25 protein-coding genes, 1 pseudogene and 1 riboswitch are annotated in these 25,950 nt (G+C 31.3%); of the genes and pseudogenes, 6 read left to right on the top strand and 20 right to left on the bottom strand.

What is annotated here, in order from left to right:
• Positions 1–23 precede the first annotated feature (23 nt).
• From DMR38_RS01635 to DMR38_RS01590, 10 genes are all read right to left on the bottom strand, one after another.
• On the bottom strand, positions 24–1,577 hold the full coding sequence (locus DMR38_RS01635) for a hypothetical protein (protein WP_127719697.1): 1,554 nt from the start codon (positions 1,575–1,577) through the stop codon (positions 24–26).
• Between the two features lie 90 nt (positions 1,578–1,667).
• The gene (locus tag DMR38_RS01630; protein ID WP_127719696.1) at positions 1,668–2,606 is read right to left on the bottom strand and encodes a glycosyltransferase; all 939 of its coding nucleotides are present in this window, start codon (positions 2,604–2,606) and stop codon (positions 1,668–1,670) included.
• Positions 2,607–3,722, bottom strand: a complete 1,116-nt coding sequence (locus tag DMR38_RS01625) for an FAD-dependent oxidoreductase (protein ID WP_127719695.1) — start codon at positions 3,720–3,722, stop codon at positions 2,607–2,609. It lies immediately after the preceding gene.
• Positions 3,723–3,762: 40 nt separating this feature from the next.
• The gene (locus tag DMR38_RS01620) at positions 3,763–4,716 is read right to left on the bottom strand and encodes an aldo/keto reductase (protein WP_175412894.1); all 954 of its coding nucleotides are present in this window, start codon (positions 4,714–4,716) and stop codon (positions 3,763–3,765) included.
• Positions 4,717–4,731: 15 nt separating this feature from the next.
• On the bottom strand, positions 4,732–5,667 hold the full coding sequence (locus tag DMR38_RS01615; protein WP_127719693.1) for a glycosyltransferase family 2 protein: 936 nt from the start codon (positions 5,665–5,667) through the stop codon (positions 4,732–4,734).
• A gap of 27 nt (positions 5,668–5,694) precedes the next feature.
• The gene (locus DMR38_RS01610) at positions 5,695–6,483 is read right to left on the bottom strand and encodes a sugar phosphate isomerase/epimerase family protein (RefSeq protein ID WP_127719692.1); all 789 of its coding nucleotides are present in this window, start codon (positions 6,481–6,483) and stop codon (positions 5,695–5,697) included.
• 35 nt (positions 6,484–6,518) lie between these two features.
• On the bottom strand, positions 6,519–8,231 hold the full coding sequence (locus tag DMR38_RS01605) for a methyl-accepting chemotaxis protein (RefSeq protein ID WP_127719691.1): 1,713 nt from the start codon (positions 8,229–8,231) through the stop codon (positions 6,519–6,521).
• A 349-nt stretch (positions 8,232–8,580) separates the two neighbouring features.
• Positions 8,581–9,519, bottom strand: coding sequence for a DMT family transporter (locus DMR38_RS01600; protein ID WP_127719690.1), 939 nt, complete (start codon positions 9,517–9,519; stop codon positions 8,581–8,583).
• A 226-nt stretch (positions 9,520–9,745) separates the two neighbouring features.
• Entirely contained in the window at positions 9,746–10,075 is a 330-nt protein-coding gene (locus DMR38_RS01595; RefSeq protein WP_175412893.1) for a DUF3870 domain-containing protein, read from the bottom strand.
• A 110-nt stretch (positions 10,076–10,185) separates the two neighbouring features.
• On the bottom strand, positions 10,186–11,898 hold the full coding sequence (locus tag DMR38_RS01590; protein WP_127719688.1) for a methyl-accepting chemotaxis protein: 1,713 nt from the start codon (positions 11,896–11,898) through the stop codon (positions 10,186–10,188).
• 132 nt (positions 11,899–12,030) lie between these two features.
• Between DMR38_RS01590 and DMR38_RS01585 the strand changes: the two genes are divergently transcribed.
• The 3 genes from DMR38_RS01585 to DMR38_RS01580 all read left to right on the top strand — a co-directional run bounded on the left by DMR38_RS01585 (position 12,031) and on the right by DMR38_RS01580 (position 13,133).
• Positions 12,031–12,498 carry a staygreen family protein gene (locus DMR38_RS01585; protein WP_127719687.1) on the top strand — a complete coding sequence of 156 codons (468 nt, stop codon included), beginning with the start codon at positions 12,031–12,033 and terminating at the stop codon, positions 12,496–12,498.
• Between the two features lie 61 nt (positions 12,499–12,559).
• Positions 12,560–12,820: a hypothetical protein gene (locus tag DMR38_RS21660; protein ID WP_127719686.1), complete on the top strand. Its 261-nt coding sequence runs from the start codon at positions 12,560–12,562 to the stop codon at positions 12,818–12,820.
• Positions 12,810–13,133, top strand: a complete 324-nt coding sequence (locus DMR38_RS01580) for a hypothetical protein (RefSeq protein ID WP_127719685.1) — start codon at positions 12,810–12,812, stop codon at positions 13,131–13,133. Before DMR38_RS21660 ends, DMR38_RS01580 begins: the two co-directional genes overlap by 11 nt.
• Positions 13,134–13,376: 243 nt before the next feature.
• Here the strand turns inward: DMR38_RS01580 and DMR38_RS22190 are convergent, their stop codons facing one another.
• Together DMR38_RS22190 and DMR38_RS22185 are read right to left on the bottom strand one after the other, a co-directional pair.
• Positions 13,377–13,469 (bottom strand): hypothetical protein, encoded by a 93-nt coding sequence (locus DMR38_RS22190; protein WP_243124562.1) that lies wholly within the window; start codon positions 13,467–13,469, stop codon positions 13,377–13,379.
• Positions 13,470–13,797: 328 nt separating this feature from the next.
• Complete coding sequence (locus DMR38_RS22185; RefSeq protein WP_127719683.1) at positions 13,798–14,307, bottom strand: winged helix-turn-helix domain-containing protein; 510 nt, start codon at positions 14,305–14,307, stop codon at positions 13,798–13,800.
• A gap of 55 nt (positions 14,308–14,362) precedes the next feature.
• A riboswitch (TPP riboswitch) is annotated at positions 14,363–14,461 on the top strand.
• Between the two features lie 48 nt (positions 14,462–14,509).
• Here DMR38_RS22185 and DMR38_RS22180 point away from each other — a divergent pair.
• Together DMR38_RS22180 and DMR38_RS22175 are read left to right on the top strand one after the other, a co-directional pair.
• Positions 14,510–15,193, top strand: a complete 684-nt coding sequence (locus DMR38_RS22180; RefSeq protein WP_243124410.1) for a cache domain-containing protein — start codon at positions 14,510–14,512, stop codon at positions 15,191–15,193.
• 24 nt (positions 15,194–15,217) lie between these two features.
• Positions 15,218–16,186: pseudogene (locus DMR38_RS22175) on the top strand (methyl-accepting chemotaxis protein).
• A gap of 163 nt (positions 16,187–16,349) precedes the next feature.
• On the opposite strand, the gene DMR38_RS01555 reads toward DMR38_RS22175, so the two are convergent.
• The 6 genes from DMR38_RS01555 to DMR38_RS01535 all read right to left on the bottom strand — a co-directional run bounded on the left by DMR38_RS01555 (position 16,350) and on the right by DMR38_RS01535 (position 22,028).
• The gene (locus tag DMR38_RS01555; RefSeq protein WP_127719682.1) at positions 16,350–17,351 is read right to left on the bottom strand and encodes a carbon-nitrogen hydrolase family protein; all 1,002 of its coding nucleotides are present in this window, start codon (positions 17,349–17,351) and stop codon (positions 16,350–16,352) included.
• Positions 17,352–18,365: 1,014 nt separating this feature from the next.
• Positions 18,366–18,626 (bottom strand): YkuS family protein, encoded by a 261-nt coding sequence (locus DMR38_RS01550; RefSeq protein WP_127719681.1) that lies wholly within the window; start codon positions 18,624–18,626, stop codon positions 18,366–18,368.
• Between the two features lie 208 nt (positions 18,627–18,834).
• Positions 18,835–19,005 (bottom strand): hypothetical protein, encoded by a 171-nt coding sequence (locus DMR38_RS21650; RefSeq protein ID WP_175412892.1) that lies wholly within the window; start codon positions 19,003–19,005, stop codon positions 18,835–18,837.
• A 65-nt stretch (positions 19,006–19,070) separates the two neighbouring features.
• Complete coding sequence (locus DMR38_RS01545) at positions 19,071–19,868, bottom strand: EFR1 family ferrodoxin (RefSeq protein ID WP_127719680.1); 798 nt, start codon at positions 19,866–19,868, stop codon at positions 19,071–19,073.
• A gap of 144 nt (positions 19,869–20,012) precedes the next feature.
• Positions 20,013–20,504 carry a GNAT family N-acetyltransferase gene (locus DMR38_RS01540; protein WP_279230812.1) on the bottom strand — a complete coding sequence of 164 codons (492 nt, stop codon included), beginning with the start codon at positions 20,502–20,504 and terminating at the stop codon, positions 20,013–20,015.
• 96 nt (positions 20,505–20,600) lie between these two features.
• Entirely contained in the window at positions 20,601–22,028 is a 1,428-nt protein-coding gene (locus tag DMR38_RS01535) for a pyridoxal-dependent decarboxylase (protein ID WP_127719678.1), read from the bottom strand.
• Positions 22,029–22,144: 116 nt separating this feature from the next.
• Between DMR38_RS01535 and DMR38_RS01530 the strand changes: the two genes are divergently transcribed.
• Positions 22,145–23,638 carry a PLP-dependent aminotransferase family protein gene (locus tag DMR38_RS01530; RefSeq protein WP_207670769.1) on the top strand — a complete coding sequence of 498 codons (1,494 nt, stop codon included), beginning with the start codon at positions 22,145–22,147 and terminating at the stop codon, positions 23,636–23,638.
• A 247-nt stretch (positions 23,639–23,885) separates the two neighbouring features.
• Here the strand turns inward: DMR38_RS01530 and DMR38_RS01525 are convergent, their stop codons facing one another.
• Together DMR38_RS01525 and rlmD are read right to left on the bottom strand one after the other, a co-directional pair.
• Positions 23,886–24,347: a GNAT family N-acetyltransferase gene (locus DMR38_RS01525; RefSeq protein ID WP_127719677.1), complete on the bottom strand. Its 462-nt coding sequence runs from the start codon at positions 24,345–24,347 to the stop codon at positions 23,886–23,888.
• Positions 24,348–24,508: 161 nt separating this feature from the next.
• Entirely contained in the window at positions 24,509–25,948 is a 1,440-nt protein-coding gene (gene rlmD, locus DMR38_RS01520) for a 23S rRNA (uracil(1939)-C(5))-methyltransferase RlmD (RefSeq protein WP_127719676.1), read from the bottom strand.
• Positions 25,949–25,950 lie beyond the last annotated feature (2 nt).

The raw sequence follows: 25,950 nt of genomic DNA, 5'->3' as shown, positions 1-25,950 counted from the left end.
TAGATTCACCCCTTTCATATAATTTAGTCTTTAACTTTAAATATTTTATATTCCTCAAATTCTTCCTCCAGTACACACCAATCGGCACCATTCGAATATAAATAGGGATATTTTCTATTAATTGCATCCAGAGTTCCTACACCATTTGGATCAGGAACCACTATGTATTCAATTCCATGTTTTGCAGGATTGTCAACACATTCATTAAAATTCAAGCTGCTGCAAACTACCAAATTATTTACATTTTTAACATTAAGTATAATTCCAGAAGTTACAAAAGAATCCATCAATATTTTATTATCTGGAAGCTGATCATTTATATAATCCGCGATTTCCACAGTCTGCTTATCAACCACAACTTCATGTTCTTCCGGCGAAAGAACAGGATTAGATAACGTAAATCCCGTTAAAACAGATGAAATAATCATTGCTAAAGATATTACAATAGCTGCAATATGTTTATACCTACTTTTTGTTTTGTACAACTCATAAGGAAGCCACGCCATACATATAGGATAAGAATATGAAAAAAATCTCAACCATCCATATGAATTACCACCAAGCAGCATAACATAATGAAATATTAACATAGTTAAAACCAATATAAAGAGCATGAAAAAATCACTTTGAAGCAATTTTTTTGTTACTATGCGTATAAGCACAATACCAAAGAATAGTGGCAAAAATGGTAGAGATTTCTGACTGACATACCCAAACACTGTGCTAGATGTACTAGTTGTAATTGCATATTGACTCTGTGCAGTATTTGAATAAACAGAGTTCAGAAAATAAAGAGGATTACCTGTAATAGTCCAGTTCAAAAATATCCATAATAAAATTCCATACAAAAAAGGTGCATACAATACTATAGCAGTCCCTTCTGCATAATAGTACATTTCTTTTCTATTATCTGCGGGAATAAATTGTTTTTCTTTTTTATTAAAAAATATATTTATTAAAACTGCAAGACCAATTGCAGCAGCAAACGGTATGGCTTCATATCTACAATAAAATGCAGCTGTTAGTGCAAATGCAATTTTTATGATATACTCAGGTTTACCTTCACTCATCCAGAAAGTCATATACGTTACTGCATACATAGCTATAAAAAAGAAAATACTTTCACTCATTCCATTCATTCCATAAAAAAATATAAAAGGATTTGACACATATAAGAAAATTATAAGTATTGAATATTTTTTAGGTATATAAAATCTTGTAAAAGCTTTTAACAATAATACAGCACTCATAGCTGCAAAAAATGATGTTATTATGACTGCAGAAATACCCGATGAAGCCATTGGTCTCCAAACCTTAGCAATTTCCATAAATGGCAGTTGCATTATACTTGGAAGTGGATTCCAAACGAGTCCAATAGATGCAAGTCTTATAGGTTTTATATAGAGAACATAGAACGCATTAGCAGTTCTACTAAAAGCATCATTCAATAATATTCCTTTGAAATAACTAAAGTAAATACCACCTATAATTTCTGCTACGAATACTACCGAAAATACTATTAATAATTCTGTTTTTGGAGATTGCTTGGTCTTAATTTTATTGTATCTCTTTTTCATATTTCAAAATAACTCCTTAAAGTTATATAAGTCATTTTCAAAGAAATAACTAGTCAATATACCAGCGTATTTTCTTCCAAATGATTAAATTTATTGATTTTTTGACATTTTATCAATAGACTTATACACATATTGAGGTCTGTCCTTTACTTCTCGCAGCAATATGGTCATATATTTTGACAACAATGCAAGTATAAAAAACATGCCTGTAAAACTTATTGACAAGAAAAGCATTATTGTTGTCCATCCAGGTTGTATAGACTTTACAGTAAGATAACTTTTTAAAGTATATATTCCTGCCAGCAGCGAAATAATAAAAAATATAAGAGAAATCATTCCAATTATTCTCGTACCTATATTTGAAAAATTTATTAAAATGTCAATAGCAAAGCCAACTCTCTCTCCTACATTCATATGGTTCTTTCGAGTAACCTTATCAATGCTCCTATAATATATCATTGCAGTATCAAATCCTGAATAGTTATATAAAGCTTTTCGATATCTAAATCTCTCTTTGCTGTTAAGAACTCTATTTAAGCATCTTCTTGATATCAATCTAAAAGTTTCAGTAGTCAATTGCATTTTTCTATATGATACTCTATTTAAATATTTATAAAATAGTCTGGAACTGTAACTGCTCTTACCTTTTGGTGAAGCTGATACCACATCAAAACCTTCAATACATTTTTTATACATATTCCATACAATTTCAACATCATAATCTATAATTAAAGAATCAAATTCATATATATAATCACCAATAGCCAAATCTACACCTGCCAGCATTGACAACTCCATTCCATGCTTCCATGCCATGTTAATTATTTCAATACTACCATGTATCTTGTCTTCAATTTCTAATATTTTTTTTATGGTATTATCTTTACAAGCATCATTTACCAGCACAAATTCATAAGTATCAAACTTATCTTTCATAATTCCATCAATAGTCATAAGAAATTTTATAATGTCATTTTCTTCATTATGCATATAGGCAACCATTGAAATAAAATTTTTTTCTTTAATCATCTATAACACCTCATCCAAATCATATATAGTATTAAATTTACCAGAAAGTACAGATATAAAAATAGGATCTTTAGAAAACCATTTTATAACCGTTGGCCTGGAATCATCTATTTCGGATGCCATCAATATAGGCTTAATTGCAAATAATGAAGTATCATATGTAATATCAATTTCAGATTTTAAATATTTTTTTAAAAGAGTTTTCATATATTTCCATGATGTAGGAGGCTTATAAAGACATTTATTACAATTTTCTAACTGATCAGGGGAACAATCTACATTTTTCTGACACTCAAAAGTAGGTAATTCATCATAAGATGTTCTATGAGGTGTAAAGGTAACAGATGTTAGTGAATGTAATCCAGAAAATCCAAAAGGCATTATAGAAAAAAAAGGTCCATCCATTACAGTTATACCAATGTTCCTTATTTGATCCGATGTTTTGCACATAATTACTTCACACATTTCATATTTTATCTTAAAAGTTTCCAGTTCCATCTTTTTTATTATCTGGTTAACGCTGGCATAAGTTGCATTCAATATATAATTGGAAACAAAACTACTTCCATTTTCCAGTGTTATCTTATAATTACTATTTTGTTTTTGAATAGTTTTTATCTTTGAGTTATAAATAATATTTACTTTTTGATATTCATGCAATTTATCAACATAATAATCTCTAATTTTTTTGGCATCAAATGTATATTCTTGGGTTATAAATGCACCACTTACACTACCTTTTTTGAAATATTTATACGGATTAATTTCTTCACACTTTATTCTTGTATTATCACAAAACTTTTGGAATTGACGGGCAGATGTCCATGAATACTTTTCAGATATGCCATAAATTTTTTGAAATTTATCATTAATAGCAAATTTAAATTCATCGTTAAACTTATTAAAATACTTTGAAGATTTTATTGCAGTGGAATAACTTCTGGGATAATGATATCCATTATGAACTCTTGCTTGATTTACATATGATCCCCTAGATAACGCTTCATTATCATATTCAAGAACAATAATTTTCTGTCCTTTTTTAGCACTGAAATACGCTGCATATAATCCGTATATGCCTGCACCAATTATAATTTTATCCACTTTACCTTCCATTCATGCCATCTCCATTCAAATCAATAAATAAAATAACTGACTATTCAATAGCATTTAGTTCCTTCAGTAAATTCTCACTTATTTCTATGTCAAGTGATCTTGCATTCCATTCTAACTGTTCTGGTTTTGATGCGCCAATAACGGGCAACACTCCTCTATCAATTACCCATCTTAAAGCAAGTAATGCCGGATCAACTTCATATTTATTAGCTATATCAATAAACGAATCTATTCTATTCTTATTCTGATTGTATATATTTAATGTCTTATTATATTTAATCAGTGATGACTTTGCAACCCTAGAGTCTTTGGGAACTTTTCCATATCTATACTTACCTGTAAGAAGCCCCTGGGCTAATGGGGAAAAGCACATTATTCCAATGCCATTTTTATTACAAAATTCCTTAACACCATTATATTCAATTTTCCTTATAGCAAAAGAATAAATAGGTTGTTCTACAATAGGTGCTTCAAGAAATAACTCCTTGCATACGTTCACACATTTTTCAAGTGCTTCTTTAGGCCACTCTGAAGTTGCCCAATATCGAATTCTTCCGCTTCGAATCAAGTCATTAAAAGTTCTCACTACTTCTTCCATGGGAACTTCCTCATCATATCTATGTGCATAGTAAACATCTATATAACCTAGATTTAACCTCTTCATGGATGAATCAAATGCTTCCATAACATGTTTTCTTGAAAGTCCTCTTTCATAAGGCGAATTCCCCATAGGCCAGCTTCCTTTTGTCGATACTATATACAAATGTCGTGGATATTTCTTCAGAGCTTTTCCAAGAAGAATTTCCGCATTACCATTTCCATAATTGTTAGAAGTATCAAAAGATCTGATTCCAATATCCCATGCTTTGTCTATCATCATTTGAGCATATTCAATATCATTATGCTCAGTACCAATTGTAAGTGCAGTACCATAAGTCAATGCTGTAGTTTTTAATCCAGACTTACCTATTCTATAATATTTCAAGATTTTCACAATCCTTTCAAATTATTAATCAAGTGGATTCATAAATTCATCAATTATATATGAAGGTCTATGCTTTACTTCAATAAAAATTTGTCCAATATATTCACCAATTATTCCAATTGCAATGAACTGAAGTGCACTAAAGAAAATAACTATTGTACAAAGCAATACAACCCACCAATTTGAAATTTTTAAAAAAAGCATTGCACCAAAAGCAATTATTCCTATTAAACAAATAAATAATTCTATAATTCCTATTAAAATAATATATCTTAGTGGTTTTATTCCCGCAGATGTGATACCATCCACAGCATATTTTACAAGCTTTGCATAAGAATATTTGGTTACTCCAGCATACCGTCTATCCCTTAAATATTCAATTGTAGCAGTTTTGTATCCAATATTTGGAACAATGACTCTAAAAACAGTATTTACTTCAGGAAGCGATTTTATTGTTTCTACAACTTTTCGCGACAGCAATCTATAATTTGCTACATTTTCCTCAAAATCTATGTTTCCAGACATTTTTTTTACAAATTTATAATAAACAGATGCCGTAAATCTTTTAAAAAAGGAATCATAGGGTCTCTCTTTCCTTCTTGCATTTACAACCTCATAACCATGCTGCCACATCTTTACCAATTGTATTACAAGCTCTGGAGGATCTTGTAAATCCGAGTCCATAATTATTACAGCATCTCCAGATGCAGCATTTAACCCAGCATTAACTGCTCCTTCTAATCCATAATTTCTGGAAAACTTCACAATTCCAATTTTTTTATATGTCATTCTTTCTTCTTTTAATATATCTAATGTATTGTCTCTAGAACCATCATCTACTGCAATTATTTCATACTGAAAATCTTTAAGTGATTCCATAACTTGAACCATTTTAGCTATATATGCTCTTGCCGTTTCTGCCTCATTATACATAGGAGCAACAATACTAATTTTCTTCATAAATTTTTCTCCTTTTGCTAATGAAATTTATTTAAATACAGAAAGTATGTATGATATAGTCTTATTAACTGTATTTATATTATTACAATTTTTCATTTCAATGGAAACATATTTTTCATAACCACTGCATTTCAAAATATTATAAAGTTCTCTATGCTCTTTTCTTGGCAAAATTGGCTTAAGAAAGGGTTCACTAATATGCACATGATTAATTAACTTTACATTATTTGAAACTAACCCCATATCTTCATCATTTGCTAAAATAGTACCTAAGTCTAAATTTAACTTAAATCCACTACTATTAACTTTCTTTATAAATTTTATAGCTTCTTCTGTGGTATTAATAAAGTTTGTATCATATATTTTAGGGTTTGGCTCAATACTAAAAATAGTATTTTTTGAAAAAGCATAATCTCCAAGTTTTTTAAATACCTTCAAGGCTTCATTATAATCATCTTCTGATTTTATAACTCTATTTTTAGGTGAACCAAATACAATATTTTTACATCTTAAAGCCGCTGCAAAATCTATTGCCTTTGTGAGCAAATTTACCGCATCATTTAAGGCATCCTTTGTTTCAAACATATTAATTTTAAATCCAAAGAGAAGTGACTGCATACTTGAAACTTCAAAACCAAATTTATCATATACTTGGTTCATTTTATTCCAAGCCAAATTTATCTTATCATATGGATTAGACTTTATTAGTCTTCCAGGTGCAACCTCAATTCCCTGAAGTCCATATTTCTTAATAATTTCATACATATAAATATCATCATTATAATCCCAAGCAATATTAGAAATAGATACCTTCATGCGGTTCCACCTTTCAACTAAATTTTGTTATTATTTTATATTTCAAATTTACTTACTATATCTGTAAGTTTTTCTGCGAGCTCTGCCTGACTTTGAGAAGAAGCAGATATATCTGAAACAGCCTTAGTAACCTCATTTACGCTGCTGGAAATTTCCTCAGATCCAGCAGCAGACTCCTGAGCAGTAGCTGCTGCACTTTGAATACTAGCATTTACCTCAGATACTATCTCACTCATCTGTTTTGAAGCTACAGCAATTTCCTCTGACATCTGATTCATAAATTCTGCATCCTTTTCATACTGCAGTCCTGTGTCCATTAGAATTTGATAATTTGGTTTAACACTATTTGACATATAATTCAAAATTTCTTTGCCGCTGTCAGACAAATTATTAAAAGCATCTTCCACCGCAAGTACCATTCTATTTATATTTTCAACTGCTTCTGAGGATTCTTCTGCCAGTTTTCTAACTTCATCTGCAACTACTGCAAATCCCTTGCCATGCTCACCTGCACTTGCAGCTTCAATAGCTGCATTTAACGCTAGAAGATTTGTCTGCTCTGCTATATCCCCAATAGAAGCTGCCATAATTTTAACTTCTGAAACCACTTTGCCATTTTCAATAGCCTTTATAATATCATCTCTTCTTTTATTATATATATCAGTACCTTCTTCTATATTCTTAGCTGCTTTTTCCTTTATGTTCACAGCACGTTTTTTTATTTCTGTTGAAGATTTTGTAGCTTCACTTGCCTTTTTGGTAAGCTTATGCGTATTTTGTTCAATTTTTTCACAAGAGGCACTTATTTCTTCTGTAATCCTACTTAAATCTTCAGATCCACCTGCTATTTGTGAGGTAGACTCATTTACGGATGTCATCATAGAAGATATTTCCTCCGTAGTAGCAGATAACTCCTCACTAGAAGCACTTATATTTTCAGTACTTTGAGTTATCTCAGTTATCAAATTTCTAATATTTTTATTGGCCTTACCCAATTCTCCAGCTATAGTTCCCATCTCATCTTTACTTAATATCTGAAGGGATTTACTTAAATCCCCCTGACTTATAGCATCTGTAAATTTCAAAATATTATTTGCTTCTCTTGAAATTGATGAAGCAATCTTATTTCCTAAAAAGAAAGCTGTAACTATTCCAATTAGAACAATTATCATTATCATATACAATGACTTATTATACGTAGCTGTATTTTCAGTATTCTTATTACTAGCTTCCTTTACTGCACTTTCACTTAACTGCTCAATAGTAGCGGTCAATTTCCTTCTATACGTAATAGCTTCTTTATTTAAATTTGCTGCTTCATCATATTTTCCCTGACGCATAAGCTCTACAATCTTATCACATATGCTCCTCCAGTCAGCTATCTGATTTTCCAATTTAGATAGTAAATTCTTTTCCTGTAAAGTCAAATTAGAATTTTTATATTTATTAAGCAGACTATTATCTTCATTTTGATAAGTGGTTATGGTCTTCACAGTATCTTCAACTTTATTCTTATCCCTGCTTTCTACAAGATTCACTAATTCTAGACGATGATGCATTATATCAGCATCAACCTTATCAAGATTTTTAACATTTTGCAAGTTAACACTATACATACTACTAGAACCTTTATTTATTATATACATATTTAATGTGCCTATTATTCCTACTATTACAACAAATAAAATTACTGTAAAAAAACCTATAACCTGTTTTTGCTTAATTTTCAAATCATTAAACCATCTCATATATTATTTCCCCCTTGTAAAATATTGAATGGCTTGTCCTAAATAGCATAAAGCTTAAATATATTACTAAACTTCATCTTAATAAATAATTTAAATTACTATTATATTGTTTAATTAAAACTATTATTTATTAAGATGGAAATTATTAAATTGTAAAAATAAAACCTCACACCTATAGATTATAGATGTAAGGTCGGTTGTATCATTAACTCCATATATGTCTGATACCCAAATTACGGCATATATATCATAGTTTCCATTACATTATCAATAATATTAACACAAATACATGCCTTATTCAACAAAATTTTTATACTGTAAAGTCAAATTAACACTATGCAATTTTTATTTAACCTTCTACTTGTCCAACTTTAGCTCTACCCTTAGCTGTAAAGGAAAAATAGGATCCAATTAGTATGAAGCATATACCTATGACAGTATTCATAGGTATTTTTTCACTTAAAGCAATTAATGCAAAAATAGGTGCAAGTGCTGGTTTAATAAAAAAAGCTATAGATGCTGTGGTTGCTGAAGTCTCATCCATAGCCATAAAATAAAACATATATCCCAATCCTGTTACTACAATTCCTAAAAATATTACTGGAATTATATTAACAGCACTTATTCCATAAATAATTGGTATATGAGACATAAAACTTAAACCACCCTTAGGGTTTATCATGCTGCTAACTACTGGAAGATTTGATAATAATATAATCACAAGCATAATAATATCTCCAACTAAAAAACTAACACAGTTTAAAGTAATACTTCCATACTTTTCAGATCTCAACTTTCCAACTATACCATAAAGTGAAAAAGTAACTGCTGCTAAAATAGATAATACTATTCCTTTTACATCACTAACTGTACCAAAAGGATTTAGTATGCACACTATACCAACTAGACTAAGTATAATTGATATAATAGTACCTCTATTTAAATCTTCTTTTAAGAATAAATATGCAAACATTACCGTAAATACAGGGTTTGTACTAAAAATTATGGCAACCGTAGATGCCTTTGTAAATGTAATTGCCAATTGAAACAGAGACATACTAAGTACAACACATAAAAATCCTGTACCTAGAAAATAATATAAATCATCTTTTCTAAATTTCATTTTTCTATTTTTTACAGCTTTAATAGTTGGCGGTAATAAAATTAATCCTCCTATTAAAAACCTAAGAAAATTTAATTGCAGTGGGTTTAAACCCACTGCTAACTTGCCTACTATCTCCATCGTACTAAAAATTACAGCAGCTAAAATAATATATACGTAACCCACAATTAGAAACATCCTTTCCTAAAACATTATTTGAATATGTTAATTGAAACCTTTTTAAATTTTACTTATGCCTCCTTTTATTCAACTTATATACTTTTGATTAAAAAATAACATCAAAAAACGGCATTAATATACTTTAACATATATTAATGCCGTGTTCCTGTCACTTTTATGCAAAGGGATAACTTTACACCATAACAAAAGGGCAATTTCATTAAATCCATATTTATTTGTCTTCATTACCGCTTTCGGTAACAAGTATATATCTTTCATAACAGTTTGTCAACGATGCTATTATAGCTTTTTTAGCAATTCCAAAATAATTATCATCAATGTCTTTTACCATATCATCTATATCATTTATGTTTCTACCAGCCAACAATTTTTTTATATATCCTCTTGCTGTATTAGTTACAAGTGTACATTCTATTTCATATATTTCTCCCGTAACCCTATCTAAAACAGCTGTCATTGCAATCTCAGTATAAACTTCAGTTGCAGTTATTCCACCTGGAAGTTTTGCATAACCACTAATAAATATCTTATTTCTTTTCAACTCACTTATCTCCTAATTTACATTAATATTGATGAACCTTTATGGCAAAATTTCTAAACAACACTATTATATCATATTTATCGTAAAAAAACTTTAGATATGAACTTCTTCTAAATCTTAAATTTTTGTACCATTTCGCTGAGTTTTTGTGAAAATTCAGCCTGACTCTGTGCAGTCAAAGCTACCTGATTTATTGCCTTGGTTGTTTCACTAACACCAATTTTTATATTTTGCGCATTTTCACTCGATTTCTGTGAAGTTGATGCCACATTTTGAATTGCATCGCTTACTTGGGCAACTGTAGCAGTAAGCTCTTCCGACATAGATGCTATTTCTTCTGACATCTTACTTACAAAATCTGAATCCTCACTATAGTAATCTATTATACCTCTAAGCTGTTCAATTTTTCCGTATATCTCTTCATTTATAAACTTTAACAAATCACTACCATTTTCAGATAACTTTTTAGACGCATCCTGAACTTTTAAAATAGTGTCCTGTATACTTGCTACAGCATTTTGAGATTCCTCTGCAAGTTTTCCTACCTCCTGTGCAACTACCTCAAAGCCTTTTCCCTGTTCTCCTGCCCTAGCTGCCTCTATAGATGCATTTAATGCAAGCAAATTTGTCTGCTCTGCAATACCTGAAATAGTATCTGCCATAACACTTATATTCTTAACAACCTTTCCATCTTCAATTGCCTGCAGCATATTGTTTCTCTTTTTCTCATACAAATTTTGTACCTGTTCCATAATCTCTTTTCCGTCTTCTTTACCTTTTGTTGACTTTTCTTTTGCATTGTTTGCATTATCGCTTCCCTCTATTGCTTTGCCAGATAACTCATTGATACTTGAATCTACTTCTTGTATAGATGCAGATATTTGTTCTGATGATGCACTTGCATCTTCAATTTGAGATGTTATATTTGTTACTGCATTGTCTATTTCTTGAACTTTTGATGACAATTCTTCTGATGTAGAAGAAAGTTCTTCACTAGATGCACTCATATCCTGTGAATTACCTATTATTACCTTTATAAGTTCTTTGATATTCTTCTGGGCTTTTATAAGTGCTTCACTGGTTTTACCAAATTCATCTTTTCTAGTAACTTGATACTCATGGGTTAAATCAAATTTTGATAAATTTTCTGCAAAATCTAATGTTTCCATTAGTGATTTGCTTATATCTCTTGATACAAATAATCCAAGGCCTATTGCAATTAGTAATCCTATTATCATTAATATTATCATAGCTCTATTTGAATTTATATATACTAAATGGTCATCTACATTAGATGCCTTAGCAATACCATTATTTATACTTATAAGTTTTTCAAGGTTACTAAACATTTCTGTTTTATAACCTATTAATTCTTCATACTGTCTTACTATCTTATCATTATTTGCCGTATCTACAGATTTTACAACGTTTTCTCTTAACGTTCTATATTGATTAAGTTGACTTTTAAATGTAGGCCATATTTGCTTTTCTTCATCATTCATGGATAACTTTTCGTAACTAGAGATATATTTATCACTTTCAGCTTTATTTTGTTGAATATCTTTTTCTAGATCATCCTTTTTAGAATTATCATTTACATACACCAACTGTAATATATCAGACTCAGCCTGTGTCAAATTTTGTTTCATATCTGTAAGCATGTACACACTCTGAAGTCTATTACTGTACATTTCCTGAGAATTTGTATCCGCAATTCTCAATGAATTTATACCTATAATTCCAACAATAAAAATTAATATAGATGTAATAAGAAAACATAAAATTAATTTTACCCTTACTGGCATATTTTTAAAAAAAGCCATACATTATCTCTCCTTCCATTTCCTTATATACTATATATTATAACAAAACCTAATAAAATCCAAATTACTAACATAACATTTATAACTATCATATACTATTTTATAAGAATCATTATATTAAGAAGGAATTATATGAGTATATTAAATCCTAAAAAACTTTCAGTAGAATTTAGAAAAGGAGTTACTACTACGGATCCTATTGTACCCAGACACTACACCCTTACCCATTCTGATATAACTGCAGAGCTTTTTTTGACTATTGGGATAAGCTATGCCTATGATAAAATTAATCATACGAGAGATGAAGTCCTTGGTAAATGGATTAAAAAAAGTAAGAGCTACTCTTTTTATATACATCTATATGTAGGTGGGGCATTTAGCCAAAAGGTTATAACTATGCGAAATTATATATTTAGACGTGAATTACCTCTTGCCTTAGAAGCTATTAAATATGGGGATAAAGAATTTTTTGGTGCTCATCCTGAATTAGATAATTCTCCAATAATAGTTTACTTTATGTCAACTATTCCCAAGTTTAATAAAATAGAAAACTGGGGAACTTTTTCAAATTATAATATTAGTAAACCTTCCAGCATGTAGACACCTCCTATTTTAGAAGATAGAGTTTCCCCATTTTTTCAGAAATGACTAAATACTACTTGTGGATAAGTTAAAAATAAACTTGAAAATTGTCCACATATTTATAAATTGTCTTGAGATTGCTGCACTTACAAGTAAGTACAGTATACCGGTATCTGTGTACTCAAAAATGTATTCTAATATTGAGAAGAATTTTATAAGCGAGAATGAAGAAGCTTTAAAAGGACTAAATTTTATTAGGGAAAGTTTTGACAATAAGGGCATTAAAGCACTTGATAGAGGTTATGATAACAAAACGTTTTATAAACATTTTGCAGTTTGATTTTGAAAATATAAGAGTACGAAGCTTAAATTCCATAAGAACTATGAATTTATTTCTAACTTTAATTATAGGATTTATTGCAATGATGTCAGAAAGGAAAGCACAGAGTGCATTAATTAAATGTATCGAAAATATTTCTAATCGTATTTATGGTATACCCGACTTTGATTATTATGCATTAGCTGGCGGTATTTATACAATATTGGAAAAAACACTTACTGGAATTAAAAGTTTTCTCCAACCTGTTTTTAAAATTAAAGCATCTCAACAACTAATTATGCCTCAAGTATTGAAATTAATGGGACAGCTTTGACGTGAATTTTAATTTTGGGGAAACTCTAATTTTAGAAGATATTGCTTTAAAGATAAATTGATGCTATAGATATCCAAGTTGAAAGCTAAATTATTTATAGTAACTTTTGGCATTAACAAGGGACTTCATAACAGAGTGCTCTTTATCTGAATTACAATCGAGAAAAAGTTTTTCGATAAACTTTTTGAATTTACTAATAGACTCTCGAATTTTGCACTGAAAGCATATATCCTTAAGCCATTTTCACACATTTTCTTGTGAATTTAGCATAGGGGAATATGTTGGAAGATTAATCAAAAATAGTTTTTCTTTATGAAGTTCTGCAAATTCTTCGATATTCTTTGCTTTGTGAATTCTGTAATTGTCCCATATTAAAAATATCCTTTTACCTTTGCTTTGCCCAACAAGTTATTTTAAAAACTCAAGCATTTCTATAGAAGTAATTGAGTGTTGTGCTGGATATATATTGATTAGAGTATTATAATTCTTAGATATCTCTGTAGCACCAATGATATTGAAACCTGCTCGTATGTTATTACTTTCAATTATAGGGGATTGCCCTATAGGACTCCAACTCCTGCGGTTAACAGACTCTAGTCTTATTCTTGTTTCATCTTCAACATATAGGACGGAGTCATCTGTGTTCTCAATGATAGGCAGTAAATCAGCTATTTTTTTTAAAGATAGCTTGCAGCTCAGCATCTCCTTTGGTTAGTTTATATTGACCTCTTTTAAAGGAAAAGCCAAGACTTATTAGTAGTTGTCTTATCCACTTTTGTGAATAGGAGTTACCATATTTATCTTCAATATATTGGGATAATAAAGCTGTTGTCCAGCTGGACCGCGTATAACCAAAAGCTTCAGGTGACTTGCTTAGAACTACGTTCTTTAAATCCTTAAGCATTTCATCAGTAAAACTGCTTTTAGAACCGCCGCGATTATCTATAATTGAATCTATTCCATATTCGTTCCACTTGTGTATATAGGCAGTTATAGCTGCACGTGTTCTGCAAAGGGTGTTCATTATATCATTGGTATGAATTCCGTTATATCTCATTATTACAGTGCTTAAAAGCGCTCTGGTATACTTGCTCGTTGATGAGTTAATTATTTCATTTAATTCATTTATTGTATATCCATGTAGAGTTTCAACTTCTACTAAATGCATTTCCATATTATTTACTCCAATACTATATTTATTTATCAACTTGGATATCTATATACTTAGGTAAAATTTGCAGGGGAACTAATATAGTTGAGAAGGATAAAACCTAACCCTTAGAACCTGTCAGTTAATACTGTTGTAAGGAACCAAGCACAAACATGATAAAAAGTCTATTCTTATAGGAAAGGTAAAAAGAATAGGCGGTATGAGAATGAGCATAGTAGATACAAACGGGAATTTGCAGAACACAGATGGAACAACTGCAAATCTTAAAGAAAGATTATATATTCAAAAAGCCTTGTCTGGTAAAAGTAATGTATCAGATCCATTGATAAGCAAAAATAAAAGCGATGTAGTAGTTATGTATGCAGTTCCTATTAAAAACAATAATGAAATTGTAGGAGTATTACTTGAAACAAGGGATGGTAATCGTTTAAGCGACATAACTAATGAGGCTAAGTTTGGAAAAACAGGTTATGCATTTATGATAATAAAAGATGGAGCACTCATTGCTAATCCTGATAAAAATAAAGTCATAAAGATGGATAATCCCATTGAAGATGCAAAAAAAGATGCTAAACTGCAAGCTTTAGCAAATATTCATAAGAAAATGGGAACAGGAGAATCAGGAATGGATCAGTATGTTTATAATGGAGAAGATAAATATGTAGGATATGCTCCAGTCAAAGGAACTGAATGGTCTGTTGGAGTTTGCGTGTCAAAAGGCGAAATATTGTCAGAATTAAATACTCTAAGAATTCCCATTATAGGATTTTCCATACTATTTATGTTGCTTGGAGCTGCCATAGTTTATATTATTGCTAATAGCATCTCTAAAGGAATAAAATCTGCTTCGAAACATTTGAATTCATTAGCAGAAGGAGATTTATGCTAGGAAGTTTCACCTAAATATTTGCAAATGAAAGATGAAGTCGGAGCCATGACAAATTCCATGAAAGTGATGCAGGAATCATTAAAAGGAATGATTAACCGAATAAAAGAAAATTCTTTAAATATTAATATGCAGTCAGAAAACTTATCTTCCACTGCAGAAGAAATATCTAGTTCATCACAAAATGTTTCAGAAGCTATAAACGAAATTGCAAAAGGAACAAGTTCCCAATCTGAAGACTTAATAAATATAACAGATATTCTTAATAGCTTTAGTGATAAGTTATCTAAAATGGTTAATGAAATACAGGTTGTAGATTCGAAGTCTAGGGGAATTAGTTTAATGGCAAAAGAAAGTGGTACAGAAATGAATAAACTAAATCAATCTGTATCAAATGTTAGTAATTCATTTAAGATTTTTAATGGTAAAATTGTTGGACTTGGAAATAATATAAATGAAATAAATAAAATTATCAACATAATAAATGACATTGCAGAGCAAACAAATTTACTAGCATTAAATGCTGCTATTGAAGCAGCTAGGGCAGGAGAATCGGGTAAATGATTTGCAGTTGTTGCAGATGAAATAAGACAACTTGCTGAACAATCTCAATTATCATCAAAAAATATTAGTAAATTAATTAGTAAGATATCTAAAAATACTGATACTATAGTTCAAGACTCTGTGAATATGGATAGTGAATTAGTAAATCAAGTTAAAACTATAGATAGTTCGATAATATCATTTAAAAACATTATAGAAGCAGTAAATGACGTAATTCCTAAAATTGAAACAGTTATGAATTCTTCTGAAGACATAAATAAAGATAAAAATACTATTTTAAATAGGGTAGAAAATGTATCCTCAGTTTCACTTGAAGTTTCAGCAACTTCAAAAGAGATTTCAGTATCATCAGAAGAAATAGCAGCATCATCACAAACACTTAGTAATATGACTAAAGAAATGCTTGATGAAGTAAATAAATTTAAAATATAATATTTTAAATGTGCGTCCAGATGGGTACATACTTATCGGTGGAAATCCGATCTGGATACCAAGACTGATAATCATGTACCTGACCTGCTGCTTCTTTCTTTAAAAGTTATAAAAACTTCATCAAGTAATATTCACATTTTTAGTGTAATGGTTATTCTTGTTTTTAAAGAATTTTTGTCTGTCCAGCTTCGTTACCTATTGATAAATTAATTTCATCATATGTTATAACTTTATTTTTGATTTCTCCGAATTTTCTAACAACTGGAGTAGGATTCTGATTAAAATTCATACTAAGGCTTTGATTAGAGTAGTGTCCAGCTGGATCAATATAATATTTAAAGTCAATTGTTTTTTCTACATCTATATCCGCATATGCAATTCCTTCTGTTTCTGCTTCAATCATTTCACTAATTGGTTCTCCATCTGGTCCATAAATACAAGTATGTCCACTTTTAAACGTGTCAAAGTAATTTCTCTTCTCTTTCGTTTCACAAATCATATTTTTCATTTCTTCTGAGTAAATTGACGAAGTCATTAATACAAAAGTTTGAGTAGAAATTGCATAATATCTACTTGAAATTTCATCATCAAAATATCCAGGCCAAGATGCTACATGAACTTGTTCATTTTGAGAATTCATAGCAAGAAGGTCTAATGGTACTTGATGTTCCCAACACATACATCCACCTAAATTTCCAATTTCAGTTTCAAATACAGGCATTAAGCTTCCATTTCCATCACCCCAACAGAGTCTTTCAGCAACAGAAGCTCTCATCTTTCTATGTTTTCCAATTAAGTCTCCTTCTGGATTAAACCATAATTGTGCTAGATATAATGATCCTCCGTCTTTTTCACTACAAGAAATACAAACGTAAGTTTTATTTCTTTTTGCTGATTCACTTATTTTTTGAACTGCCAAACTAGGGATTTCTACAGCATTTTTATATAATTCGTGATACCATTTTCTTGTGTATTCTGGATGTCCAATAAAAGCAAACCAAGGATATCCTGGTAAGAAAGCTTCTGGAAACGCTACTAATTTTGCCCCCTTTGATGCTGCCTCATCAATTAACTTACAAGACTTTTCAACTGTTGCATCTAAATTCAAGTATACTGGTGCAGCCTGAACTGCTGCTGCTTTAAACTTTGGATATTGTTTTGACATAATTATACTCACCTCATTTTAATATTTTTTCATGTTTTATATGCAACTTTTATTAATCAGTAAAAATTTATGCAAGTTATTTATTAATTTAATTATAGCACTTATTTTTTTTGTTGAACAACAACTAATAGTTTATATATATAAACTATTAGTTGTTGATTCACGCTCAAGCTTCTCACATTTATTTCTAATTATAAAATTCAACTTGAATTTTTTACTTTCAATAATCATATTGACATTTTTTAAGTTCTCAAATGATATTTCTTTTTTTGCTTAAATAATGCTTTTTATTAACTAAAAGATATAACTTATATGATTTTAAAGGAATTTTATTAAACTTTGTATTATCAAGCGAAAACCAATTGTATTTTCTCTCTACGCATTATCAAAGATGGTGAACAACTTCTATTTTGTCAGATAAACCAGCCCCTTGCCTGCTTTATTCCTAGTTATTTTGCGCTTATTGTTTTCTTTCTATTAAGTAGAAGCAAATACTATAGAAGTGATTGAGAGATTGCAAGCACCCAAATAATAAACAAAACTTCAAGCAAAAAAGATACTACCTTCAAGCATAGTTGTTATGTCACTAATAATGATGTCTAGAATTATAGAAGGTATATGACAAACAACAGTACTTGCATTAGGTACTGCCAAAATTGGGGGTCCATATTATTCTCTAATAGGCCTTTTATAGGACTTTTAGGTTCTTTTATGACAAGCAGTAACATGTCTTCGACTATAATTTTGGGGAACTTCAGTCAACAACTGCAGAAATTTCTGTAAAATAAGGAAATGTGTTAAAAAAATATTGCCTATTGCTCTAGTATTAACATTAATTTTTGGAATAGTTCTTTATATTTCTCAAATTATATTGATAATTGAACTATAGACTACCATACAATGCCAATCCACACATAAAACATAGGACTAAGGTATTTCAACTCCTTAATCCTATTATATTTCTATGTTAATTGCTCATATACTACATTATACGAACAAAAATGATGATATCTACTATCTAGTAGTTTCCTGCTGAATCATATTCTTTACTTCTTCTTCTGTTAAACCATCAGCATTAATAACAGGAACTTTTGTAGAAGTATCACTAATGCCCATCATATCTGTATTATATCCTGCTGTAACAATTGCATCTAAATTTTTGCACTTTGAAACATTATTCTCAAGATCTTCTCCTAAAATTTGCACTGAATATCCTTGAGAATTTAGATAATTTGCCATTCTGGACAATCCTTTTTCCACACCAATGTTTTTCATATATTATCACCTCGAATTTATTTTTCCACTCATAGGTGTGGATATACATACTTATCACGTTTATTTTAATAAAAATTTTTTGTTTCATAATAGTGTATTATAATTTAAATTTACTTACACTTTCATCAAGTTCCTCTACAACTTTATTGAGCTTCTGCACAAAACCAGATACATTCTCAGAAGATGCATATAGTTCTTCAGATGATACTTATATCTCTTCCGATGATGCAGAAGTCTCTTCTGATACAGCTGTAAGGGATTCCACCTTACTTGAAATAGTATCCTTCGATTTCATAATAGTTTCGACAGAACTATACGTATGATTAATTAAAGTACTTATATCTTTAATTGCTGATAACATATCTTTAAAAGATTTCATAGTATTTTTTACAATATCTTACGCTTTATTAAATTCAAACTTTGCTTTATTATTTTACTATGAGTTTAATTTTCTCCAAGGTTTTTGATTGTAAGCTCCTTTGCTTTAACGGCTCGATATTGTTTGAACTTTTTGCCCGGAATGATTACTGCATTAACTGGGCAAAAACTTAGGCATCGCATGCATAACTCGCACGAATCGTGCCACTCAGGATACTCTTTCATATTGATGTTGTTCACCGGACACAACTTTGAGCATAGTCCACATTTAATGCATTTTCCCTTATCCACGGTAATTTTTCGCCCTTCAGCCAGAGCAATCCGGTTCATCACAAAATCATTACAACAGATATTATAAAGGCCCTTTGAAAGAAAGGGAATACGCCTCCAAGAGGTATTACCCTCAATAAGATTCTCTGCATATTCTCTAGCCTTTCTAAGACCACTGTTTATTTTTTTTTCGTTTTCTTCCTCATTGATCTGTTTAGGAAACCAGTTATTAGGCATCACAATCTCACAAGCACCGATACAGTCATATCCCTTTTCTGTTAGAACTTTTTTCAGTGGTCCCACAATAGCACCGGAGAAAGCCATCATGGTATCCACCATGAAAACAGGTGTTTGCTCAGCCCTTGGAAGCGCTTTCAGAAAATCCCATACAAAGGGCAATGTAGATTGGAAAGCAACCGGAAAGGCAATCCCGAAAGGGGTAGCGATGTCTATTTTCTTTGGATCAGTATCTTCAATTTTATAAAACGTAACCTGTATTCCTTTTGTGGTAAAGGTTTTTATCATTTCTTTCACTACCAACAACGTATTTCCGGTTCCTGAATAATAATAAAAGTTGATGTGTGTTCCTAACATAATCGATTCCCTCCTGTTCTATGAATACAATAAGAAGCATATCCAAAATCTAACATCTTCAAATTAAATTAATTAAATGATGTACGGCTTAAATCAATATCATGCTTAATAATATATACCTTAAGAGTCTACTAGATGCAAATTTCACGGCTTACTGATATGAGTAGTGTTATATTCACCACGATATTCATAACCAATCTCTAATGCCATTTTTTTCGAGATCAGATTCGCTGCATCCCAGCAAGGGCAGATTTTCCTTCTTACGCATTCCTGTATAATTGCCGACGCACACGTAAGCGCCAGCCCATGCCTTTTATATTTATTATGCGTTGCGACTTGTATCTCAATGCCTCCGTTATAAATCGTCATTGTAGAAGCTCCTGATGCCAATTTACCATTTTTTTGCACTGCGAATCCGAATCCTCGTGCCTGATAATCCTCTGCGGATGAAAAGCTTTCGCAAAACTCCTGTGACCAAGCCTCTTTCATTTCCTGATGATAAATATTTTCATTAAAGGGTACAAGTTCAAATTCTTCTGGCATGGAATCAATGAATGATTGTAGCACGCTATTATCAACTGTATATATCCAAAGTAGGTAGCTGCCACCAAGATATATTACGGTCAATAACCACATTGCCACTTAAGGTTTTCACTTAATGCCTATATCATGTGAAAGCATAATCATGATTGATTAACGGCTACTGTTTCCATGGTTTGCAGTTACTTATGGTTAATCAATTGCCATTATTGTTTTAACGTAGGAGTTATACGCCTTATTTAATACTTCCCACGCAATTTCAATATCTTTTTCCTCTGTTCTCCAATTACTGATTGCTGCACGCATTCCAGGTTTTCCTTTATATATGGTTTGAGTAAAAAATGCACTACCATCTTCATTCACTAAATTCAAAAATTGTTGTATATTCTCTAATGTCATAGTATGTTCACCAAAATCAATGGTAAAACAGACAACATTTAATCTGGTAATTGACAGTAATTTGAAATTGTTCGATTCATAGATTTTTCTACTTAGCAATTGAGCTAATTCGCAATTCCTCTCAATGATCTCCTTATATCCGTTTTGCCCATATGCCTTTATTGTAAACCATACAGGAAGAGCTCTTAACCTCCTTGAATTCTCTGGAACTAAATGAACAAAGTCAGGTGTTTGGGAAATCTCGCCTAAGTATACGGCATTATTTTGAAAAACCTGAAGCTGAAGCTTTGGATGTTTTGTGAATTGCATTGCACTATCATAGGGAACATTGAGCCATTTGTGCGCATCTATCGTAATGGAATCTGCTTCTTCCATTCCTTCTACAAAATGCTTATATTTTGTGGAACAAGAAGCAAAACCACCAAAGGCTCCATCAACATGGAGAAAGAAATTATATTTTTTCTTTAATGTTCCAATCTGTTTTAAATCATCAAAATCAACCGTATTCACTGTTCCTGCATTTGCTACAACAATACATGGTTCCCCATTCAATTGCTTTAAGTAATTTTCTAATGCTTTGATATCTATTGCCTCTCTTTTGTCGATTGTTGGAATGTAATGCATATTATTTCTTCCCATACCCAACATAGACATCACTTTTAGTATACTCGAATGAGGCGTGGCACTCACAATCTGAATCGGCGGGATTGAATATAGTCCGTCTAAGGATAGATGAATGCCTAATTGTTTGGCTACCCACTGCCTGCCAATTGCCAATCCTACAAAATTAGCCATGGTAGCGCCTGTTACAAATGCTCCTGAAAATTGTTCTGTTAATCCGAAAAGCTGCTTTAATAAATTTATGGTTTCTTCTTCAATTTTTGCTGCACTTGAATGATCACAAGCTGTAGCATTTTGATCAAATGTGCTCACTAACCAGTCTCCCATTAAAGCCGCTGGAGTTGCCCCTCCCGTTACAAAACCAAAATACCTTGATCCCCCACTTGAAACGATCCCCTTATAAAATCTTTGCATAAACTCTTCTAATGTGTTTTCACCGCCTAATCCATTTTTGTTTAATTGTGAAGGCGAATAAACATTGTTGCTATCTGGAAAAGCTGGTATTTTATTAATGTTTTCTAAAAAATCAAATGAGTAGTTCTTTACTTTTTCTAATAAAGTATTAATATTAGTTAAATCATTTTCTAAATTTTTATCCATTGATATGCTCCTTTCAAATTTTCATGCTTGACATTGTTATAGTATGTTATAATATAATTACTACATAACATGTATAACAGTCAATATCAGACTATAACACTTAGAGGGAGTGCAAGATGGAAATTAAAATAGATTTAAATAGAAATACGAATATATCTTTATCAAAACAAATTTATCAGTCAATTGCTGATCGTATATCCTCTGGTTTATTAGAAAAAGGCTCCCGCTTACCTTCTGTCAGAAGCCTTTCAAAAACACTAAATGTAAGTATGGTTACCGTTTCCAAGGCATATTCAATGCTGGCGGATGATAGCATTATTTCTACCATACAAGGGAAAGGTACTTATGTTCAAACAGAAAAAATAAAGAATCATAAAGATCATGACACTGATTTGACTTCTCTTAATTGGCAGCTTTCCATCCCTGATCACCTTCCAAGAGCTCAATTTTGGTGGCAAAATATTAGTTTAACAACAAAATCACAAATATGGTTGTCAGCTGCCTCCGTTCACAGTTCCCTACTTCCTGAACACCTTATTTCCAGACATATATCATCCTTCATCTTAAAAAATCCAGATATACTTTCAGAGTACGGACCTGTACAAGGAGATTTAGAATTTCGTTCTGCCATAGCTGATTATTTAATTTCCAGCGGTATTTCAATATCTAAAAACGAAATTATAATAACGAATGGTTCGCAACAAGCGATTAATTTAGTTGCCAGAACATTTATAGGTTCGGGTGACATTGTAGTGATGGAAGCTCCAACCTATACAGCTGCTATTGACGTTTTCCGCTGGCAAGGAGCTACTATTTTATCTGTTCCTGTTGATAAAGATGGAATGCGGATTGATTTGCTTTTACGACTATGTGATACTTATTCCCCAAAATTAATTTATACCATACCCACCTACCATAACCCAACTGGAACAGTGATGAGTATGCAAAGAAGAAAAGAATTAATTGAAATTGCGAAAGACTTTAATTGTTTAATTGTTGAAGATGATCCCTGGCGTGAAATTTCGTTTGAAAAGAATCCTTTACCTGCATTAAAAAGTATGGATACCGATGGTCATGTAATATATATAAAAGGATTTAGTAAATTTCTATCACCTGGCTGCAGAATTGGTATTTTGGCAGCATCTGGTACAATACTAAATAGACTTATTGCAGCTAAGTCTAATTCTGATCTTGGTAGTCCAGTATTAACTCAAAAAGCGTTATTACCTTTTGTTCAATTGGACTTCATGAAAAAACATTTAAACAGTATGAATAATATTTTATATAATAGGCGTAATTTAATTTTAAAGCTTCTTAAAAAACATATGCCCGATACTGTTGAATGGAGTTCGCCAATGGGAGGGCCAAATATTTGGGTCACTCTTCCATCATGGCTAAGTGCAGAAAGTCTTGTTTTTGAAGCTCAAAAGAACAGTATTGCCTTTCTTACCGGGTCAACCTGTTATTCAAGCGAACCTGAATTTAATCATATACGTCTAAGCTTTTCTTCTTTGGATCAAGAACAATTAGAAAATGGCATTATTACTTTAAGTAAAATTGTATTCTCATTTATAGATAAAAAAAATTCGGAAGACAGTCCTATTGTTTGATTTCTATTTCTATAGCAGTGAGAGATGTATCTCTCATAAATCTTGTAATCACTTTAATCAGTCCTTCCTTTTTCTGTAAATTGGGCAACAAAAATGAGGCTATGTTTTTCAGTAACGAAGAACATAACCTTCATGGTTGTTTTGCCCGATGGCAGATTTATTTAATTGTGTTTTAGGTTTATATGAAAACAGAGACATCAAGATTTTTCTATCTCAATGTCTCTGGATTTTTTTAGTTAATCGTTTTTCAAAATATTTTTTCCATTACAAAATTAGTCAGCATCTGCTTGTCACGCTCAACTTGCTGTTCTTTAATAACCTTATATCCTTGTTTTTCAAAAAATGGTTTTGCAGTTATTGATGCGTGTGTTGTTATCAGTACTACTCCATGTTCAATTGCATAATCTTCAAGATTATGGACAATGGCAGTTGCAATACCAATGCCTTGATAATCTTTGTGAACAAAAATTTTGTCAAGGTATCCAGTATTGTTAATGTCACCAAAGCCGACAATCATCCCATCGTGTTCACAGACAACTGTGTAATTCTGGGTTAACGATTTATCCCAAGCAGCCTTATCAACTATTGCGGTCACCCAAACGTTAAGTTGTTCTTGTGTATAGTCTTTTGCATTTATACTATGAACGGTATGGTAAAACAGCTGAGTTATTTCACTACAATCTTCAGACTGGTATTTTCTAATATTCATGCTATTTGATCCCCCTCGAATAGATATTATCTAACATTACTCAAAATTGCCCTATGTCATCTATATTTTCCCTTAAAAATCAGGGCAAAAATCGGGCATTTTTAGCCTAATTTTTGCCCATTTTTTGTTCCAAAACTACAACATATTGTGGTCGTAGTGGTTTATTTATCGTTTTGACCACAACGTGTCATCAGAATCACAGTTTCCACATGGGAAGTCTGAGCAAACATATCCACAGGCTGCACTTCCTTAGTCATATATCCAAGCTCCCTCAAAACTGCTAAATCCCTGGCAAGAGTTGCCGGATCACAGGACACATAAACTATAGTCCTCGGTGCCATATCTGCTATTGCCTTAAGAAGCTCCATATCACATCCCTTTCTTGGCGGATCAACCACTACCACATCAGCCTTTATTCCCTTGCTTATGAGTTCTGGTATCACTACTTCAGACTTTCCCGTTATAAACTCTACGTTATTTACCCCATTCTCTTCAGCATTTATTCTTGCATTTTTTATGGCTTCATCGATTATTTCCACACCATATACCTTTTTTGCCTTTTGAGATAAAAACAAAGATATAGTTCCTGTACCACAATAAGCATCAAATACAACTTCATTCCCACTTAAACCTGCATATTCCAATGCTTTACTGTAAAGCACTTCCGTTTGAAGAGGATTTACCTGAAAAAATGAAAGAGGGGATATATTGAATTTAAAATTACCTATAGTATCCCTTATAGTATCCTCTCCCCATAGGTTTACACATTTTTTCCCTAATATCACATTTGTTTTATTATTATTTATATTATGTACTATACTCTTTATTCCAGGTACGTTCTTACACATAAGTTCTACAAGTTCTTTTTTATGAGGCAAGTTTTCAGTAAAGGTTACAATTACTAGCATAACTTCACCTGTAGCAAATCCTTTTCTAGTTATTATATGTTTTATAGTACCTCTGCCTGTTTTTTCATCATAAGGATCTACATTATACTTTTCAATCCAATCTCTCATGAGCTTCACTATTTTATCTGAAGTTTCGTTCTGAATAAGACAGCTTTCCATATCTATTATTTCATGACTTGCTTTTGCATAAAATCCTATATTTATCTTTTTATTACATCTACCTACTGGCAATTGTACTTTATTTCTATATCTATAGGGATTTGTCATACCTAGGGTGTTATACAATTTTACTGAAGTACCTTCGCTGCTTTTCTCTAAAACATTATCCCTAAATATTTTATCCTGTTCCTCTACTTCAAATTTTCCTATTCTCTCTAAACAATCTTTTACTCTCTTTTTTTTGAAGTCAAGTTGCCCTTCATAGGACATATGCTGAAGCTGACATCCGCCGCATCTTTTATATATACTGCAAAGTGAATTTGCTCTATAAAGAGATGGTTCAAGTACCTCTACCAATTTTCCAAAAGCAAAATTTTTATTTACTTTTATGACTTTTACCTTTACCTTCTCTCCCTGAATAGCTCCCTGTATAAAAATTGTAAACCCGTCTACCTTTCCAACTCCCTCTCCCTGGTATCCCATACCATCTATTTCAACTATATATTCTCTATTTTTTTCTATTTTTTCACTCATAT

This window comes from Clostridium sp. AWRP (assembly GCF_004006395.2).
In the GTDB taxonomy this organism is placed as follows: domain Bacteria; phylum Bacillota; class Clostridia; order Clostridiales; family Clostridiaceae; genus Clostridium_B.
This window is presented reverse-complemented; position numbering and strand designations above follow the sequence as displayed.

Coding starts and splice junctions, on each gene's coding strand:
- DMR38_RS01545 (WP_127719680.1), bottom strand. CDS start 19,868: ATGTTAGGAACACACATCAACTTTTATTATTATTCAGGAACCGGAAAT.
- DMR38_RS01535 (WP_127719678.1), bottom strand. CDS start 22,028: ATGGATAAAAATTTAGAAAATGATTTAACTAATATTAATACTTTATTA.
- DMR38_RS01630 (WP_127719696.1), bottom strand. CDS start 2,606: ATGATTAAAGAAAAAAATTTTATTTCAATGGTTGCCTATATGCATAAT.
- DMR38_RS22180 (WP_243124410.1), top strand. CDS start 14,510: ATGAGCATAGTAGATACAAACGGGAATTTGCAGAACACAGATGGAACA.
- DMR38_RS21650 (WP_175412892.1), bottom strand. CDS start 19,005: ATGAAATCTTTTAAAGATATGTTATCAGCAATTAAAGATATAAGTACT.
- DMR38_RS01625 (WP_127719695.1), bottom strand. CDS start 3,722: ATGGAAGGTAAAGTGGATAAAATTATAATTGGTGCAGGCATATACGGA.
- rlmD (WP_127719676.1), bottom strand. CDS start 25,948: ATGAGTGAAAAAATAGAAAAAAATAGAGAATATATAGTTGAAATAGAT.
- DMR38_RS01610 (WP_127719692.1), bottom strand. CDS start 6,483: ATGAAGGTATCTATTTCTAATATTGCTTGGGATTATAATGATGATATT.
- DMR38_RS01530 (WP_207670769.1), top strand. CDS start 22,145: ATGGAAATTAAAATAGATTTAAATAGAAATACGAATATATCTTTATCA.
- DMR38_RS01540 (WP_279230812.1), bottom strand. CDS start 20,504: ATGTGGTTATTGACCGTAATATATCTTGGTGGCAGCTACCTACTTTGG.
- DMR38_RS01590 (WP_127719688.1), bottom strand. CDS start 11,898: ATGGCTTTTTTTAAAAATATGCCAGTAAGGGTAAAATTAATTTTATGT.
- DMR38_RS01605 (WP_127719691.1), bottom strand. CDS start 8,231: ATGAGATGGTTTAATGATTTGAAAATTAAGCAAAAACAGGTTATAGGT.
- DMR38_RS01615 (WP_127719693.1), bottom strand. CDS start 5,667: ATGAAGAAAATTAGTATTGTTGCTCCTATGTATAATGAGGCAGAAACG.
- DMR38_RS22185 (WP_127719683.1), bottom strand. CDS start 14,307: ATGGAAATGCATTTAGTAGAAGTTGAAACTCTACATGGATATACAATA.
- DMR38_RS01555 (WP_127719682.1), bottom strand. CDS start 17,351: ATGTCAAAACAATATCCAAAGTTTAAAGCAGCAGCAGTTCAGGCTGCA.
- DMR38_RS01525 (WP_127719677.1), bottom strand. CDS start 24,347: ATGAATATTAGAAAATACCAGTCTGAAGATTGTAGTGAAATAACTCAG.
- DMR38_RS01585 (WP_127719687.1), top strand. CDS start 12,031: ATGAGTATATTAAATCCTAAAAAACTTTCAGTAGAATTTAGAAAAGGA.
- DMR38_RS01550 (WP_127719681.1), bottom strand. CDS start 18,626: ATGAAAAACATTGGTGTGGAAAAAGGATTGTCCAGAATGGCAAATTAT.
- DMR38_RS01635 (WP_127719697.1), bottom strand. CDS start 1,577: ATGAAAAAGAGATACAATAAAATTAAGACCAAGCAATCTCCAAAAACA.